We start from the raw sequence: 16,006 nt of genomic DNA on the forward strand, positions 1-16,006 counted from the left end.
CAGCGGCGCACTGGCTAGTGGCTAGTGGCTAGTGGCTGGAAGGTTCAGAGGATCGCCGCGGCCGCCGTCGTTCCGCCCTCGCGGCAGATCAGGAGTAGAGCCCTGTCGTCGTTGACGTCCTTGGCGACCGCTTCGATGAGGTGCCAGGCGGCTCCGTGGAAGCCGCCGGCGACATAGCGGTCGGCTTCGCCGGTGAGGCGGTCGATGCCTTCGACGATGTCGCGCTCGGAGGTTTCGACAAGACCGTCGGTGAAGAGCATCAGGACGTCGCCGGGGCGCAGGGAGCCCTTGACGGGGTCGAACTGGGCACCGTCGTACACCCCGAGGAGCGGGCCTTCCGCGGCCTTCTCCTCCCAGCGGCCGTTGCCCGCGCTGAGCTGGAGTCCGGGCGGGTGTCCGGCGGAGAAGAGTTCGTAGTCGCCCGAGTCCAGGTCGAGGACGAGGTGGATCGACGTGGCGAAGCCCTCGTCCCAGTCCTGGCGGAGAAGGTAGCCGTTCGCGGCAGGGAGGAAGGCGTGCGGGGGGAGAGAGCCCAGCAGGCCGCCGAAAGCTCCGGACAGGAGCAGTGCCCGCGAGCCCGCGTCCATGCCCTTGCCCGAGACGTCGGTCAGGACGACCTCCATGGTCCGGCCGCCGTTCGTACGGGCCGCCACCACGAAGTCGCCCGAGAACGACTGCCCGCCGGCCGGCCGCAGCGCCATCTCCCGGTGCCAGCCCAGCGGCAGCTGCGGCAGTTTGCTCTGCACCCGGATGCGTTCACGCAGGTCGAAGAGCATGGTGCCGCCGCGCCTCCACGGCACACCCACCCGGCTGCGGAACTGGGCGATCAGCAGACCGAAGAAGCCACAGGCCGCGACGACCAGGACCACACCCGGCGTGACCCTGGAGGGACCCTCCGTGTACGGGCCGAGCTGCACGGACTCCACTATCAGGGCGGTGGCGGCCGCGGCGTACAGGCCCAGCAGGCTGGCGGGGCGCAGCAGCAGGCCGCCCGCCACGATCGGGAGGACCAGGGCCGCGGGTGAGCACCACACCGAGTTGACCAGCGTGGTGGCCGCGATCACCGGAATCGTCAGCAGCAGGCCGGCGAGCGCGATCCAGTCGGAACCGTCGCCCCGGAAGTAGTCCACGGCGGATCTGCGCAGGCCGGTGCGGGCCCGGTGTGCCTGCTTCTTCAACCGGGCCGTGAACGTATCGGCTTCAGCGCGCCGCTCTCGTCCTGCTGCCATTAGTTCGGGACCTTATCCATCGGACCAGGTGCTTGGCACGGGAGGTCCCACTTGTCCCCCGTCCGAGCGCTCAACTTCACAGAGAAATCCACAGAAGACATCCAGCGAACGTCCAGTAGACGTCACGGAAGACCTCATGGAAAACGTCGTACAGGACCTCGCACAAGGCGTCCGTGACGGTGGGGGGAAATTCCCTGGCTCGTACCGCATTGCCCTGGTAGGCATGGCCCATGACGACTGACGTGCGGGTACTTCAGCAGACCGAGTGGAACGCGTGGTACGACAACCTGGTCCTCGCCTTCGGCGGAGTGCCGGAGCCGTCCGACGAGCGTGAACTGGACAACGCACTCACAGAATACGACCGTTCCATCGGAATCTGGGACGGTGACCAGGTGGTGGGCACCGCGAGCGCGTTCTCCTTCCGCGTCACGGTGCCGGGCGGCGCCTCCGTACCGGCCGCCGGCATCACGATGGTGAGCGTCGCGGCCACCCACCGGCGGCGCGGGGTACTGCGGTCCATGATGCGGCGCCAGCTGGACGACATCCGCTCGTGGGGCGAGTCGCTCGCTGTCCTGACGGCGTCGGAGCCGGCGATCTACGGCCGGTTCGGCTACGGCGTCGGGACGTATCAGTTCAACGCCGAGATCGACACCAGTCGCGTACGACTGTCCGTGCCGCCCGGCACCGACGACGTACACCTGCGGTACGCCGCACCGGCTGATGTCCTCAACGCCTGCGAGGCGGTCTACGCGCGGTTGGTGCCGGGGCGTCCGGGCATGCTGGCGCGAGGGCCCGGCTGGGAGCAGCTGGGGCTGCTCGACCCGGAGAGCAGACGGGACGGCGCATCGCCGTTGCAGTGTGTGGTCGCCGAGCGGGACGACGAGGTCGTGGGCTACGCCCGGTACCGGGTCAAGCCGGAGTGGGATGCGTCCGGGCCCAAGGGCACGGTCGTGCTGGAGGAGTTGGAGGGTCTCGACCCGGCGGCGCAGGGCGCGCTGTGGCGGTTCCTCTTCGAGATCGACCTGACGTCCACACTCCGCACCCGTGGCCGGCCCGTCGACGATGCCTGGCAGCACATGGTCTCCGACATCCGTCGCTGCAGTCCGCGACTGAGGGACGCACTGCATGTGCGACTCGTCGAGGTCGGTGCCGCGTTGGAGGCGCGGACGTATCAGACGCCGGTGGACCTGGTGTTCGAGGTCGAGGACACGTTCTGCCCCTGGAACGAGGGGCGTTGGCGGCTCTCGGGTGACGCGAAGGGGGCGTCCTGCGTACGTACGCAGGATCCGGCCGATCTCGCCCTGTCCGTACGGGAGTTGGGGGCGGCCTATCTGGGCGGGGTGTCCGTGGCCTCGCTCGGGGCGGCGGGGCGGGTGCGGGAGTTGCGGCAGGGCGCGCTGGTCGAGGCCTCGGTGGCATTCTCGTCGGCCGTCGCGCCCTGGCTGCCGCACGGGTTCTAAGGCAGATCCTCGGCCGTCGCGCCCTGGCTGCCGCACGGGCTCTAGGGGCGGTCCTGGGGCTGCCGGTCCTGGGGTTGCCAGCCCCGGGACTGCTGGTCCTGGAGTTGCCTGCCCGGCCCCCTAGGGCTGCTGGCAGCGCGGGCACCAGAAGAGGTTGCGGGCGGCGAGATCGGCCGTGCGGATCTCGTCGCCACAGATGTGGCAGGGCAGGTGGGCCCTGCGGTACACGTACACCTCGCCGCCGTGGTCGTCCACGCGGGGTGGGCGGGCCATGGCCTCGGGGGTGTGTTCCGGGCGGACCGTGTCGATGCGGTTGTTGCGGACGCCCTCGCGCATGAGGTCCACGAGGTCGGTCCAGATCGCGTCCCACTCGGCGCGCGTGAGGTCCTTGCCCGTTCGGTACGGGTCGATGCCGTGCCGGAAGAGGACTTCGGCGCGGTAGACGTTGCCCACGCCCGCGATGATCTTCTGGTCCATGAGGAGGGCGGCAATGGTCGTACGGCTGCGGGCGATTCGGTGGTACGCCGTTGACGGGTCGGCGTCGGGGCGGAGGGGGTCCGGGCCGAGGCGGTCGTGGATCGCCTGCTTCTCGTCGTCCGTGATCAGGGCGCAGGTGGTGGGGCCGCGGAGGTCGACGTACGCGGTGGGGTTGGCGAGGCGGAGTCGGACGGTGTCCGTGGGTGGGGGTGCGGGGGCGTCGCCGAAGGTGACCTTGCCGAAGAGGCCGAGGTGGATGTGGATCCAGTCCTCGGCTCCGAAGTGCAGGAAGAGGTGTTTGCCGTGGGCGTCGGCGGAGTCGAGTTCGGTGCCGTCGAGGAGGGCTGCGGCGTCTGCGAACTTGCCCTGCGGGCTGGTGACTTGGGCGATCCCGCCGGCGAACCTGGCCTCGTAGTCCTCGGCCAGGCGGTGGATCGTGTGCCCTTCGGGCACGGGGGGCCTCCTGCGTATGTGCTCTGGCGGGGCGTGGAGTTTTTTCGCCCCCTCCGCCCCTACCCGTCCCTTGACCCTGGGGGCTGCCGCCCCCAGACCCCCGCTGTCGCGCTGAACGCGCTCGTCCTCAAACGCCGGACGGGCTGAAGATTTTCAGCCTGGCCGGAGCTGAACAGTGCCGCCCGCGGCAGGGCGGCGAAAGGTCAGGTCTGTGGGTGGTGGGCCGGGATGGGGGGGAGGTCGCCTGTTGATTCGTAGGCCGTGAGCATGTTGATTCGGCGGATGTGGCGGTCGTCGCCGGAGAACGGGGTGGTGAGGAAGGTCTCGACGAACTTCGTCGCTTCTTCCTCGGAGTGCATACGGGCGCCGACGGCCACGACGTTGGCGTCGTTGTGCCGGCGACCCAGGGAGGCGGTCTCCTCGCTCCAGGCGAGGGCGGCCCGCACGCCGGCGACCTTGTTCGCGGCGATCTGCTCACCGTTGCCGGAGCCGCCGATCACGATGCCGAGGGAATCGGGGTCCGCCGCCGTCCGCGACGCGGCGCGGAGGCAGAAGGGCGGGTAGTCGTCCTGGGCGTCGTAGATGAGGGGTCCGCAGTCGACGGGCTCGTGCCCGGCGGCCTTGAGCCACTCGACGAGGTGGTTCTTCAGTTCGAGACCGGCATGATCGGAGCCGAGATACACACGCATGGTTCGAGTGTGACACGGCTGTTTCGGATCGGCCTCGTCGGGTGTCGTCCACGAAAACTGTGAGCAACACCATGGAACCTCAAGGAAACCTCAAGTAACGATCTGGATTCAAAGGTTCACGAATTCCTTTACCTCCGATTCACTGGACCGGCTCGTACGCCCCAGTTACCCCGCTCGTACGGGCGATCTACTCACCCGGCGAAAAGGAATCCCCCTCATATGACCTCGCAGCCGACCCCCACGAAGGCCGCAAGCGGCCCCGACGGCCCCGGAGAACCCGGTGGCGGCCTCCAGGCCGGACTCAAGAACCGTCATCTGTCGATGATCGCCATCGGCGGTGTCATCGGAGCCGGGCTCTTCGTGGGCTCCAGCTCCGGTATCGCCACCGCCGGGCCCGGCATCCTCCTCTCGTACGCCTTGGTGGGGACACTCGTCGTCCTTGTCATGCGGATGCTCGGCGAGATGTCCGCCGCGAATCCGACGTCCGGTTCCTTCTCGGCGCACGCTGACCGCGCGCTCGGGCGCTGGGCCGGATTCTCGATCGGCTGGCTGTACTGGTTCTTCTGGGTGGTCGTGCTGGCCGTCGAGGCCACCGCCGGGGCCAAGATCCTCGAAGGGTGGATTCCCGCCGTTCCCCAGTGGGGGTGGGCGCTCATCGTGATGCTCGTCCTCACCGCGACGAACCTCGTGTCCGTGGGGTCCTACGGCGAGTTCGAGTTCTGGTTCGCCGGGATCAAGGTCGTGGCGATCGGCGCGTTCATCGTGATCGGCGGGCTGGCCATCTTCGGCGTACTGCCGGGTGTCGACGCCGAGAAGGCCGGGCTCGGGAATCTCACCGACCACGGCGGTTTCCTGCCCAACGGGCCCGGCGCGATCCTCACCGGTGTGCTGCTGGTCGTCTTCTCCTTCATGGGCAGTGAGATCGCGACCCTTGCCGCCGGTGAGTCCGAGGACCCGCAGCGTGCCGTCACCAAGTCCACCAACAGCATCATCTGGCGCGTCGGCGTCTTCTACCTCGGCTCGATCCTCGTGGTCGTGGCCCTGCTGCCGTGGAACGACCCGTCGATCAAGGAGCAGGGCTCCTACGTCGCCGCCCTCGACTCCCTCGGTATCGCGCACGCCGGTCAGATCATGAACTTCATCGTGCTGACCTCCGTACTGTCCTGCCTGAACTCCGGGCTCTACACGGCCTCCCGGATGGCGTTCTCGCTCGGGCAGCGGCGCGACGCGCCGAAGGCGTTCGCCAGGACCACCTCGCGCGGTGTGCCGATGACCGCCATCATCGTCTCGGTCGTCTTCGGCTTCGTGGCCGTCTTCTTCAACTACAAGTTCCCGGACTCGGTCTTCCTCTTCCTGGTCAACTCCTCCGGTGCGGTCGCCCTGTTCGTCTGGCTCGTCATCTGCTTCTCGCAGCTGCGGATGCGGAAGATCATCCAGCGCGAGTCGCCGGAGAAGCTCGTCGTGAAGATGTGGCTGTACCCGTATCTGACCTGGGCGACGGCCGCGCTGATCGTGTTCGTGCTCGGCTACATGCTGACGGACACGGAACACGACGGCCGGGAGACGGTCCTGCTGTCCCTGCTCGTCGCGGCGGTGGTGCTCGTGATCGCCGTGATCCGGCAGAGGGCAGGAGCCGGCGCCCCGACCGTGCGCCGCATCGCCGACGAGCCTCATGACGACGCTCCGGTGAAGGTCGGCTGAGTCGGCCGTATCTCCCTGCCGTCTAGAGCACGGTGAAGTTCTTCTTCACCTGTTCGTAGACCTGGAGCGCCTGGTCCTCTATGTCCGGCTGATACCAGGTGTTGACCTGGTACGACTTCCCGTCGGCGTCAAAGCCGAGCAACTGGGCGTGCCAGGGCGTCCCTTGGAACGTGAAGAGGTACTCCCAGACGATCGCGGGCCGGCCCTGGAAGGTCGTCTCCGCCAGGCGGATCTTCTGATAGCCCTGCCCCTGGCGGGCGTTCCGCTCCGAGGTCTGCCAGGTCTCCATGAGGTCGCCCTTGGCGAGGGAGGACTTGGCCACGAGCTCCTGTTTGCCGTCGGGCGAGGTGTAGTGCACCTCGGCGCCCGTCTTCAGGTCCCGTCGCCAGCCCTTGGGCGTCACCCACGCGTATCCGCCGGCCTCGCGGTGCGCGCCCGGGGGCAGGCTGGGCGGACGCGAGGTGCCCTCGACGGTGGGCGAGGCGCTGCCCACCGAGCCTGTCGGCGCCGCTGAGGGCGAGGAGCCCGCCTTGTTGTCGTCGGGCGGACCGCCGGTTGCCGCCACGACCAGCCAGACGGCCACTCCCGCCGCGGCTACGGCGCTCGCGGTGACCAGTCCCAGGCGGCGCCGGCTCGGGCGCGGGCCGACGGGCACGGCGGGGCCGGGGAGTTCGCCGGGGGGCATCGACGTGGGAACGGACGCCGACCGGATCCGGGCCTCCGTCACCGCCTCCGCAGACGGGGCGGAGGAGGGGGTTGTCGAGCCGACCTCCGCGCGCAGTGCGGAGGGGACTTCGGTGGAGGCGTTGGCGGCGCTACGGGGGTTCCCCGCGCCGGGGGGCTCGGGCGGCGCTTCCCCGTCTGCGAACGGCGGCTGCTGCTTCGGCCGTGGCTTCTTGAAGTCGAGCGAGCTCTTCCGCGTCGGGGCGTGCTGCGCCGGTATCGCGTCCTGTATGAGATCGGGCTCGGGATCCGTCCTGGGTTCGGGCTCGGACCGGGGTTCGGGCTCACGCGTGGGCACGGGCTCGTGCGCGGGGTCCGGCTGCCGTACCTCGCTCATGAACTCCGCGTCCAGGAGTACGGGCGTGGGCGCCTCGGCCCGGACCGGTGGAACGGGGGGCGCGGGCTCCGGCGCTTCGTGCGCCGGCTCGGGGCCGGGGGCGCGTTCCGACCACGGGGCGTCCGGATCGGGAGCGGCTGCTGCTGCTGCTGCTCCAGCCTCGGCCGCTTCTCCCGCGGCGAATACCTCTCCTGCCCCCGGTGCCGGTGCCGGTGCCGGTGCCGGTGACACCAACCGCCGTAGTTCCGCCTCAAGTTCCTCCAGGCCGGGGCGGGTCGACGGCTCCTTCTCCAGGAGTTCCGCCAGGATGTCGCGCAACTCGCTGGCAGAGGCGGGGAGTTCGGGTTCCTCGTACAGCACGGCGTGCAGGGTGGCCAGGGTGGTGGCGCGGGAGAAGGGGGAACGGCCGCCGAGTGCCGCACAGAGGGTCGCGCCCAGGGACCACACGTCGGAGGGCGGGCCCTGCGGGCGGCCCGAGATGCGTTCTGGTGCCATGTAGTCGGGGGAACCGACCAGCATCCCGGCCATGGTCAGCGCCTTCGTGTCCTGGATCGCGGCGATGCCGAAGTCGGTCAGGACGACGCGGCGACCGCTCCGCTCGACCAGGACGTTGCCCGGTTTGATGTCGCGGTGCAGCACTCCCCCGGCGTGCACCTGGCGCAGCGCCACGACCAGTTCGAGCCCGATGCGGGCCGCCTCGCGCGTGCTGAGCGGCCCGTCCTCCACCACGATCTGCTCCAGCGAGCGGCCGGCGACCAGTTCCATGACGATCCAGAGCCGCTCGCCCTCGTCCACGACGTCGTAGATGCGTACGACGTTGGGGTGGTCGATCCGGGCCGTGGCCCTGGCCTCACGCAAGGTGCGTTCCCGGCGGGTGCGGGTGTCCTCCGGGTCGAGTCCGTCTATCCGCATTTCCTTGACGGCGACCTGCCGGTCGAGCATGTCGTCGGCGGCTCGCCACACCCGCCCCATTCCCCCCTGCCCAATACTCTCGACCAGCCGATAACGCCCGGTCACCAATAACCCCGGAACACCACCCTGCGCATTCCCCGACAATCCCAGCACCCCCTCAACACCCGTCACAATCGCCCGTCACATCAGAAGCAATCAGAAACACAATGGTCACACTTCATGCCGTACCAGCATAGTGCGGAGAAATCTTGTGGTACCTCTTCAAGTACTGCGAATTCAGGCGCAGCCAAGGGGGGACGAACATGGGTTCTCGTCGTACGACGATCATCGCTGGATCGCTGCTCACGGCATCTTTCTCGGCCGTGATGATCCTTTCCAACACCGCTGCGGCGGACGATCAGGGGCCGGGGAGCAGTAAAGGGGGAAAGGCGGTCGACGAGGCACCAGCGGGTGTAAAGCTGACCACGTTGCTGCCGGAGAGCATTTCCGCGGACAACAGTTCGCAGAAGACGGCGATTACCGCCACCGTGAAGAACGAAGGGACCAAGGAAAGCGGCGACATCAGGCTTTTGGTGGTCGGTTTCGACGGTCTGACGGTCAAAGGTGTGAAGGGCTGTTCCGCGATCGCCGAAGGGGATCTTCCCGAAGGATCGAACAGTGGTTTCAGTTGCGCCGTCGGCAATCTCGCGGCGGGCAAGTCGAAGTCGTACGACGTCGACGCCACCTTCGACCTGAGCAGGACCGGAAAGATCTGTCTGCCGGTGCAGACGAGCGACGGGGCGAAGACGTACTGGCAGCAGGGCCCGGTGCCGTTCGGTACGACGAACCCGTCGCCGAACGCCCCGGCCACCCCGCTGCTGCTCGGCACCGACAACACTCCGGTGGCACCCGGCGGTGACGAGCTGCCCAGGACCGGCGGCGGGAGCGACGTCCTGCCGCTCGGCGCGGCGGGCGCGGCGCTGGTCTCGGCGGGGGCGGCCGGCCTTTGGTGGGTCCACCGGCGGCCTGAGCAGCGCTGAATCGAGCTGGATCGAGCTGAATTGAGCTGGGTCGAGAAGTGAAGGGCGAAGGGGCTGGGGGCCGCATCAGGCTCCCAGCCCCTTCGCACTGCTTCACCCGCTGAACGTCAGCGGTTGATGAACTTCCAGGCCGTGGGCAGCACGCCCATCGCCAACGCCGCCTTCAGGGCGTCGCCGAGCAGGAACGGGGTGAGGCCCACCGCCACGGCCGTGCCGAGCGACATGTCGGCGACGGTGGCCAGGTACGGGACGCCGATCGCGTAGATGATCGCCTCGCCCAGCAGCATCGTGCCCGCCATGCGCAGGACCGAGCGGTCGGCGCCGCGGCGGGCGAGTGCGCCTACGACGGTGGCGGCGAGCAGCATGCCGAGGATGTAGCCGAACGACACGGTCGCGCCCGAGGAGCCGCCGGCGAACCACGGGACGCCGGCCAGGCCGAGCAGTGCGTACATGGCGAGGGAGAAGAGGCCCCGGCTGGTGCCGAGGGCGGTGCCCACGAGGAGTGCCGCGAAGGTCTGGCCCGTCACCGGCACCGGGGAGCCCGGCACGGGGAGGGCGATCTGGGCGGCGAGGCCGGTGAGGGCGGCGCCGCCGAGGACCAGGGCGGTGTCCCTGACGCGGGAGGCGGGGAGCAGGTCGGCGAGGACCTCGCCGGGGCGTATGCCCGTGCGGGGGGTGGCGGCAGCGGTGCTCATGGGGACTCCGGCGGGGTGACGGCAGGTTCGGGACACCGTGACGCTATCCCAGGGGTGCGTGGGCGATCACCGTCAGCGGTCGACAAAGGGAGGAGCGGGGAGTTGGTCGGCTTCTCACAAAGGGTGGGGGGTACACCTGCGAGGGCGTGATGCTGGTCACTGAGGTGGGGTCGGTTTGGGTGCGGGGCGGGGTGAGCCGGGACTGTGGGGTCCCGCCAAAGGTTTTCGCCCCCTCCGCCCCTGCCCATTCCCGTCCCTTGGGGGCTCCGCCCCCAAACCCCCACTCCCAAACCCCCACTCCTCAAACGCCGGAGGGGCTGGCTCCAGACCGACAGCGGGGGCCCGGGGCGGCAGCCCCGGAAACGGGACGGGAAGGGGCGGCGGGGGCGAAGAAACCCGCCCCTAGCAGGATCCGCCGGACAACGCCTACCCTCGACCCATGGTTGCCCAGGCTGAGAACTTCGCGTCGCGTCGCTATGTCGACCTGCGCCGCCAGGGCACGGCCACCTGTCGCCGCACGGTGTAGGCGGGACGGAGCGGATCCGGCTCGCCGAGACGAAGACGGCGCAGTGTCGGACCGGCCCCGAGGAAGTTCTCCATGCTCTCCATGCCCCGTACCGCGGCACCTCCCCGAACGCCCCCTCCCAGCACTCCCCATCGAGCCGCCGACAGCGCGCGTCGCAGGACCAGCGCCAGTGTCATCCTGCGGTCCGTGCTGGAGCACGGGCCGGTCGCCCGGAGCACCGTCGCCCGGCTGACCGGGCTGTCCCCTGCGTCGGTGACCGACTACTGCGCCCAGTTCGCGGAGCTCGGTCTGATCCAGGAGGCGCCCGCGCCCCGGCAGTCGAAAGGGGTGGGGCGCCCACACGTACCGGTCGACCTGGACGACGCCCGTTTCGTGGTCGGCGGAGTGCACGTGGCGGTGCCGTACACGACGGTCGCGCTGCTCGATCTGCGCGGTCGGGTGGTGGCGGAGCGGGAGTTGAGCCACAGCGATGGCACCGAGCCCGGCCGGGTGCTGGCGAACGCCGCCGACGGGCTCGGCTCGCTACTGGCCGACGTCCCCGGCCGTACGCCGCTGGGCGTGGGCGTGGCGACCGGGGGCTGGGTGGACCGGGACTCCGGGACCATCGTGGAGCACCCCATGCTGGGCTGGCGTGAGGTCGCCGTCCGGGATGCGCTCGGCGCGCGTACCGGGCTGCCGGTCCATGTGGACGGCCACGCACGGGCGTTGGTCAACGGTGAGCGGCTCTTCGGGCGGGCGCGCGGCAGCCGGAGCGTGCTGCATCTGTTCGTCGGCAACGTGGTGGACGCGGCCTTCGCCACCCATGACGAGGTGCACTACGGCCCCCGCTCCCAGGCCGGGGCGATCGCCCATCTGCCGCTCGCGGGCGGCACGGAGCGGTGCGGCTGCGGCCGGACCGGCTGCCTCCAGGCCGAGTTGAGCGAGCGGACGCTGTGCCGGCGGGCCCGCGAAGCGGGAGTCATCGTCGGCGTGAACCCGATGCACGTCGTGGCCGCGGCGGCGGAGGGCGACCGGGTCGCCGTACGACTGCTGCTGGAGCGCGCCCGGATGATCGGGCGGGCCGCGGGGCTGCTGCTCGACGTGCTCAATCCGGAGACCGTCGTCGTCACCGAGGTCGGTGTCATGTACCGGGAGGACTGCCTGCGGGCGCTGCGCGAGGCGGTCGGGCGCGATCGGGCGGCCGCGGTCGTGCCGACCAGTTTCCCGGAATCCGTACTGGCCGTGGCCGGCGGTTCGGTGGCTCTCGACGTGTTCTACCGGGATCCGCTGGGCGCGTCGCCGGAGCCGATACCGGGGCCCATGCCATGACCGGGACCAGGGCCAGGACCGTCGTCGGAACCGATACCGACGCCGGAACCGGAACCGGAACCGGAACCGATGCCGTCGCGGATACCTGGGCCGCCGTCGACGCCGAGGCCTTCACCGGGGCCGATTTAATTCAGAAACTCCGAATGTTGACAGGCCTTACGGGCGACAAGGAGCATCCTTCTCATGAGCAGCTCGCGAGTGCAGGTTCCGCTCACCAAGTGCCGTGTCATCGACCTCATGCGGGTCGCACGCGCGCTTTGTTGCTGACGCGTTGACGCACTGAATCACGCACTGACGCACTGACGTCCAGTCGAACACTCGGGTTCTCCCTGCCGCGCCTTCGGCGTGTACGTCCGCGTCCTCGGCGTGTGTCTCCTCATGCGCTCATTCACCTTTTCCCGGCTCTGCCCTGTCCGGAATTCCGCGCGTCTTCCTGCCACTTGAATCCCCGGAGTACTCCCATGCCACCACTGTCCTCCTCCGCGTCCGGTATCGACCGGCGGCTGTTCCTGTCCTCCCTGCTCGGTGCCGCCGCTGTCGCCGGCCTCAGCGGCTGCGCGGGCAGCAGTGCCGCCAGCACCTCGGCCAAGGGGTCCACGTCCGCCCCGCTGGCCGCCAAAGTTCCCTCCGGTACGAGCCTGAAGATCGCCTCGTACCAGGGCCGGCAGCAGGTCCAGTTCAAGCTGGCGGGCCTCGACGACCTGCCGTTCACCGTCGCCGACTGGCCGAACATCGGCGCAGGGCCCGATGTCATCAACGCGTTCCGTGCCAAGTCCCTGGACGTCGGCAACAACGCGGGCATCCCGCCGATCCAGGCGCACTTCCAGGGCTTCGACGCGAAGATCGTCGCGATCAACATCACCCGCAAGCCCAACTACGCCTTCGCCACCAAGCCCGGCAGCGACATCAAGGACGTCCAGGGCTTCAAGGGCAGGAAGCTGGCCTTCTCGCAGGGCCAGGCACAGGGCGTCGTACTCCTGCGCGCCCTGAAGGAGGCGGGGCTGGCGTACGACGACGTGGAGCTGGTGCCGCTGACCAGCAACCAGTTCCTCACGGCGCTCCAGTCCGGCCAGGTGGACATCGCTCCGCTCGGCCACGAGCAGGTGCCCGCCTACCTCAAGCAGTACGAGTCCAAGGGCGCGCACATCATCGCCACCGACGTCGTGGACCTCCTCAACCTGCTGTGGGCGCCCACCTCCGTCCTCGCCGACTCCGCGAAGGCCGCCGCGGTCGCCGCGTACATCCCGCGCTGGGCGCAGGGCACCGTGTGGGCGTACGAGCACCCCGACGAGTGGAACGAGGAGTTCTTCGTCAAGACGCAGAACCTGACCCTCGAACAGGCCCAGGCGATCACCGAGCTCGCCAACAAGCCGCTGTACCCGCCGAGTTGGGACGAGGCGGTGAAGTGGGAGCAGGAGACCGCGGATCTGCTGGCCGAGGGCGGCTTCGTGAAGGCGTTCACGGTCGACTCGCTCTTCGACCGGCGCTTCGAGGGCATCGCGGCGAAGTCCGTACCCGCCGAGTACCGGAGTTGACCGCCGTGACCACCACCACGACCAGCACAGTGACCCCTCCGGCCACCGCTCCTGTCGAGGTCACGCAGAAGCCCACTCGCACCCGGCGCCGCGGACTCGCCCCCGGCAAGCGGCTGCCCGCCTCCCGCATCATCGGACCCGCCCTGTTCTTCGCCCTCTGGGCCACGGCCTCGGCCGCCGGGCAGCTGGATCCCGGCGCGATACCGGCGCCCTGGACGGTCCTCAGCACCGCCGGTCGCCTGTGGACGGACGGCACACTCCCCACGGATGTGCTCACGTCCCTGGAACGCGCCGGATACGGGTTCGCCCTCGGCCTGACCGCCGGGGTGGTCCTGGCGCTCGCGTCCGGACTCAGCCGGATCGGCGAGGCGCTGATCGACGGGACGGTGCAGCTCAACCGGGCCATCCCGACGCTCGGTCTGATCCCGCTGTTCATCCTCTGGCTGGGCATCGGCGAGACCTTCAAGATCGCGATCATCTCCATCGTCGTCTACATCCCGATCTATCTGAACCTGCACTCCGCGCTGTCCGGCATCGACCACCGCTATGTCGAACTCGCCGAGGTCCAGGGGCTGTCCAGGGTCGCCTTCGTCCGGCAGATCGTCATCCCCGGCGCACTGCCCGGCTTCTTCGTCGGACTGCGGCTCGGGGTGACGGGGTCCTGGCTGTCCCTGGTCGTCCTGGAGCAGATCAACGCCACCAACGGACTCGGCTACATGATGTTCCAGGCCCAGAACTACGGCCAGAGCGACGTCATTCTCGTCGGTCTGCTGATCTACGGGGTCTTCGGTCTGGTCTCCGACAGCGCGGTCCGTCTCATCGAACGGAGGGTGCTGTCATGGCGACGCACGCTGAGCAACTGACATCCACTCAGAAAAGGCTCACCGTCCAACTCCGGGGTCTGACACGCTCCTTCGAGGGCCGCAAGGTCCTCGACGACATCGACCTCGACCTTCCGGCGGGCCAGTTCACGGCCCTGCTCGGACACAGCGGCTCCGGCAAGAGCACCCTGCTGCGGGCCATCGCCGGCCTCGACCACACCGTCGTCGGCAGCGGTCAACTGACCGCCCCGGAACGGGTGTCGGTCGTCTTCCAGGACTCCCGGCTGCTCCCCTGGCGCCGGGTCCTGGACAACGTACTGCTGGGCGCGGACGGCAAGGAGGCCGCCGAACGCGGTCGCGCAGCGCTCGCCGAGGTGGGCCTCGCGGGCCGCGAACGGGCCTGGCCCAACGAGCTGTCCGGCGGCGAGGCCCAGCGCGCCGCACTGGCCCGCTCACTGGTCCGTGAACCCGAACTCCTCCTTGCCGACGAGCCGTTCGGCGCCCTGGACGCGCTCACCCGGATCAAGATGCACGTCCTGCTGCGCGAGCTGTGGGAGCGCCACCGGCCCTCCGTGCTGCTCGTCACGCACGATGTGGACGAGGCGATCGTGCTCGCCGACCGGGTGCTCGTGCTCGACCAGGGGCGTATCGGCCTTGATCTGACCGTCGACATCCCCCATCCCCGCTCGTATCGCGACCCCCTGCTCGGTGAGTACCGCGAGCGGCTGCTCGCCGCCCTGGGCGTCACGGAGGACCACAAGTGACCGACTCGGCCGACACTCCCCGCCAACTGCACCTGAACGCCTTCCTGATGAACACCGGGCACCACGAGGCCTCCTGGCGGCTGCCCGAGAGCGACCCGTACGCGAGCGTCGACCTCGGGCACTACGTCAACCTCGCCCGCATCGCGGAACGCGGCACCTTCGACTCGCTCTTCCTCGCCGACGGCCCGGTGCTGTTCAACAGCGTCGGCCAGCGCCCGTCCGGCACCCTCGAACCCATCACCCTGCTCACGGCGATCGCCACGGCCACCCAGCACATCGGCCTGATCGCCACCGCCTCGACCTCGTACAACTCCCCTTACAACCTGTCCCGGAGATTCGCCTCCCTCGACCACCTCAGCGGCGGCCGGGCCGGCTGGAACATCGTCACCACCGCCGGCGCCGAGGCCGCCCGCAACTTCGGGCTCGACGACGAGCCCGCCCACGCCACCCGCTACGAGCGCGCCGCCGAGTTCCTCGACGTGGCGCTCAAGCTCTGGGACAGCTGGGAGGACGACCTGGTCGTCGGCGACAAGGCGACGGGCGTCTGGGGCGACGAGCGCAAGCTTCATCCGCCGCGCCACAAGGGGACGTACTTCAGTGTCGAGGGCGCCCTCAACGTCCCCCGTACGCCGCAGGGTTACCCGCTGCTCGTGCAGGCGGGGTCCTCCGACGACGGCAAGCGCTTCGCGGCCCGGTACGCGGAGGCGGTGTTCACCGCGCAGCAGACCCTCAAGGACGCGCAGGACTTCTACGCCGACCTCAAGTCCCGTACGGGCAAGGCCGGCCGGGACCCGGACCACATCAAGATCCTGCCCGGCATCGTCCCGGTGATCGGCTCGACCGAGGCCGAGGCGCGCGCACACGAGCGGGTCCTTGAGGACCACATCGTGTACGAGCACGGGCTGTTCCGCCTGGAACACCTGCTGAGCCTGGAGCCGGGCACGCTCCAACTCGATGCCCGACTGCCCGCCGATCTGCCGCCGGAGAGTGCCATCGAGGGCGCCAAGAGCCGCTACACGCTCGTCGTCGAACTCGCCCGGCGCGAGCGGCTCACCGTCCGCGAGCTGATCGGCCGGCTCGGCGGCGGGCGCGGGCACCTGACGTTCACCGGTACGCCCGAGCAGGTCGCCGACGCGATCGAGGACTGGTTCCGGCTCGGCGCCGCGGACGGCTTCAACATCATGCCCGCCGTGCTGCCGTCCGGCCTCGCACTCTTCGTCGACCAGGTCGTGCCGATCCTGCGTGCCCGCGGTCTGCTCCGCAGCGAGTACGGGCCGCGGCAGACCCTGCGGGAGCGGTACGGGCTTCCGCGGCCGGCCAACCAGTACGCAAGCCCCGTACTCGCCGCCCACTGAGA

The 16,006-nt window shown here is 69.5% G+C and carries 13 protein-coding genes; 8 read left to right on the plus strand and 5 right to left on the minus strand.

What is annotated here, in order from left to right; genetic code table 11:
* Nucleotides 1-44: 44 nt before the first annotated feature.
* On the minus strand, nt 45-1,229 hold the full coding sequence (locus ACIPC1_RS04245; protein WP_402513048.1) for a PP2C family protein-serine/threonine phosphatase: 1,185 nt from the start codon (nt 1,227-1,229) through the stop codon (nt 45-47).
* Nucleotides 1,230-1,459: 230 nt separating this feature from the next.
* On the opposite strand from ACIPC1_RS04245, the gene ACIPC1_RS04250 reads away from it, so the two are divergent.
* A complete protein-coding gene (locus ACIPC1_RS04250; RefSeq protein ID WP_402513050.1) occupies nt 1,460-2,689 on the plus strand; it encodes a GNAT family N-acetyltransferase in 1,230 nt (409 codons plus the stop codon).
* Between the two features lie 120 nt (nt 2,690-2,809).
* On the opposite strand, the gene ACIPC1_RS04255 is transcribed toward ACIPC1_RS04250, so the two are convergent.
* The gene (locus tag ACIPC1_RS04255) at nt 2,810-3,619 is read right to left on the minus strand and encodes an Fpg/Nei family DNA glycosylase (RefSeq protein WP_402513052.1); all 810 of its coding nucleotides are present in this window, start codon (nt 3,617-3,619) and stop codon (nt 2,810-2,812) included.
* 203 nt (nt 3,620-3,822) lie between these two features.
* The gene (locus ACIPC1_RS04260) at nt 3,823-4,308 is read right to left on the minus strand and encodes a ribose-5-phosphate isomerase (protein ID WP_402513054.1); all 486 of its coding nucleotides are present in this window, start codon (nt 4,306-4,308) and stop codon (nt 3,823-3,825) included.
* 219 nt (nt 4,309-4,527) lie between these two features.
* Here ACIPC1_RS04260 and ACIPC1_RS04265 point away from each other — a divergent pair, with 219 nt between their 5' ends.
* Nucleotides 4,528-6,009 carry an amino acid permease gene (locus ACIPC1_RS04265; protein WP_402513056.1) on the plus strand — a complete coding sequence of 494 codons (1,482 nt, stop codon included), beginning with the start codon at nt 4,528-4,530 and terminating at the stop codon, nt 6,007-6,009.
* A 22-nt stretch (nt 6,010-6,031) separates the two neighbouring features.
* On the opposite strand, the gene ACIPC1_RS04270 is transcribed toward ACIPC1_RS04265, so the two are convergent.
* A complete protein-coding gene (locus tag ACIPC1_RS04270; RefSeq protein WP_402513058.1) occupies nt 6,032-8,041 on the minus strand; it encodes a protein kinase in 2,010 nt (669 codons plus the stop codon).
* Nucleotides 8,042-8,283: 242 nt separating this feature from the next.
* Here ACIPC1_RS04270 and ACIPC1_RS04275 point away from each other — a divergent pair, with 242 nt between their 5' ends.
* The gene (locus ACIPC1_RS04275) at nt 8,284-9,000 is read left to right on the plus strand and encodes a hypothetical protein (protein WP_402513059.1); all 717 of its coding nucleotides are present in this window, start codon (nt 8,284-8,286) and stop codon (nt 8,998-9,000) included.
* A 107-nt stretch (nt 9,001-9,107) separates the two neighbouring features.
* Here the strand turns inward: ACIPC1_RS04275 and ACIPC1_RS04280 are convergent, their stop codons facing one another.
* Complete coding sequence (locus tag ACIPC1_RS04280; RefSeq protein WP_402513061.1) at nt 9,108-9,695, minus strand: biotin transporter BioY; 588 nt, start codon at nt 9,693-9,695, stop codon at nt 9,108-9,110.
* A gap of 607 nt (nt 9,696-10,302) precedes the next feature.
* On the opposite strand from ACIPC1_RS04280, the gene ACIPC1_RS04285 reads away from it, so the two are divergent.
* From ACIPC1_RS04285 to ACIPC1_RS04305, 5 genes are all read left to right on the plus strand, one after another.
* Entirely contained in the window at nt 10,303-11,529 is a 1,227-nt protein-coding gene (locus tag ACIPC1_RS04285) for an ROK family protein (protein ID WP_402513411.1), read from the plus strand.
* Between the two features lie 461 nt (nt 11,530-11,990).
* Nucleotides 11,991-13,064 carry an ABC transporter substrate-binding protein gene (locus tag ACIPC1_RS04290; protein ID WP_402513062.1) on the plus strand — a complete coding sequence of 358 codons (1,074 nt, stop codon included), beginning with the start codon at nt 11,991-11,993 and terminating at the stop codon, nt 13,062-13,064.
* A complete protein-coding gene (locus ACIPC1_RS04295) occupies nt 13,061-13,927 on the plus strand; it encodes an ABC transporter permease (RefSeq protein WP_402513064.1) in 867 nt (288 codons plus the stop codon). The genes ACIPC1_RS04290 and ACIPC1_RS04295 overlap by 4 nt, the downstream gene beginning before the upstream one ends.
* The gene (locus ACIPC1_RS04300; protein WP_402513065.1) at nt 13,903-14,649 is read left to right on the plus strand and encodes an ABC transporter ATP-binding protein; all 747 of its coding nucleotides are present in this window, start codon (nt 13,903-13,905) and stop codon (nt 14,647-14,649) included. The genes ACIPC1_RS04295 and ACIPC1_RS04300 overlap by 25 nt, the downstream gene beginning before the upstream one ends.
* The gene (locus ACIPC1_RS04305; RefSeq protein WP_402513067.1) at nt 14,646-16,004 is read left to right on the plus strand and encodes an LLM class flavin-dependent oxidoreductase; all 1,359 of its coding nucleotides are present in this window, start codon (nt 14,646-14,648) and stop codon (nt 16,002-16,004) included. Before ACIPC1_RS04300 ends, ACIPC1_RS04305 begins: the two co-directional genes overlap by 4 nt.
* The last annotated feature ends 2 nt before the right edge of the window (nt 16,005-16,006 follow it).

Origin of the sequence: Streptomyces sp. NPDC087263, from assembly GCF_044744645.1 — a bacterium.
GTDB lineage: Bacteria > Actinomycetota > Actinomycetes > Streptomycetales > Streptomycetaceae > Streptomyces.

Excerpts from the sequence above, each read along its gene's own strand:
- ACIPC1_RS04245 (WP_402513048.1), bottom strand. The coding sequence starts at position 1,229 with ATGGCAGCAGGACGAGAGCGGCGCGCTGAAGCCGATACGTTCACGGCC.
- ACIPC1_RS04250 (WP_402513050.1), top strand. The coding sequence starts at position 1,460 with ATGACGACTGACGTGCGGGTACTTCAGCAGACCGAGTGGAACGCGTGG.
- ACIPC1_RS04260 (WP_402513054.1), bottom strand. The coding sequence starts at position 4,308 with ATGCGTGTGTATCTCGGCTCCGATCATGCCGGTCTCGAACTGAAGAAC.
- ACIPC1_RS04265 (WP_402513056.1), top strand. The coding sequence starts at position 4,528 with ATGACCTCGCAGCCGACCCCCACGAAGGCCGCAAGCGGCCCCGACGGC.
- ACIPC1_RS04270 (WP_402513058.1), bottom strand. The coding sequence starts at position 8,041 with ATGGGGCGGGTGTGGCGAGCCGCCGACGACATGCTCGACCGGCAGGTC.
- ACIPC1_RS04275 (WP_402513059.1), top strand. The coding sequence starts at position 8,284 with ATGGGTTCTCGTCGTACGACGATCATCGCTGGATCGCTGCTCACGGCA.
- ACIPC1_RS04280 (WP_402513061.1), bottom strand. The coding sequence starts at position 9,695 with ATGAGCACCGCTGCCGCCACCCCCCGCACGGGCATACGCCCCGGCGAG.
- ACIPC1_RS04285 (WP_402513411.1), top strand. The coding sequence starts at position 10,303 with ATGCCCCGTACCGCGGCACCTCCCCGAACGCCCCCTCCCAGCACTCCC.
- ACIPC1_RS04290 (WP_402513062.1), top strand. The coding sequence starts at position 11,991 with ATGCCACCACTGTCCTCCTCCGCGTCCGGTATCGACCGGCGGCTGTTC.
- ACIPC1_RS04300 (WP_402513065.1), top strand. The coding sequence starts at position 13,903 with ATGGCGACGCACGCTGAGCAACTGACATCCACTCAGAAAAGGCTCACC.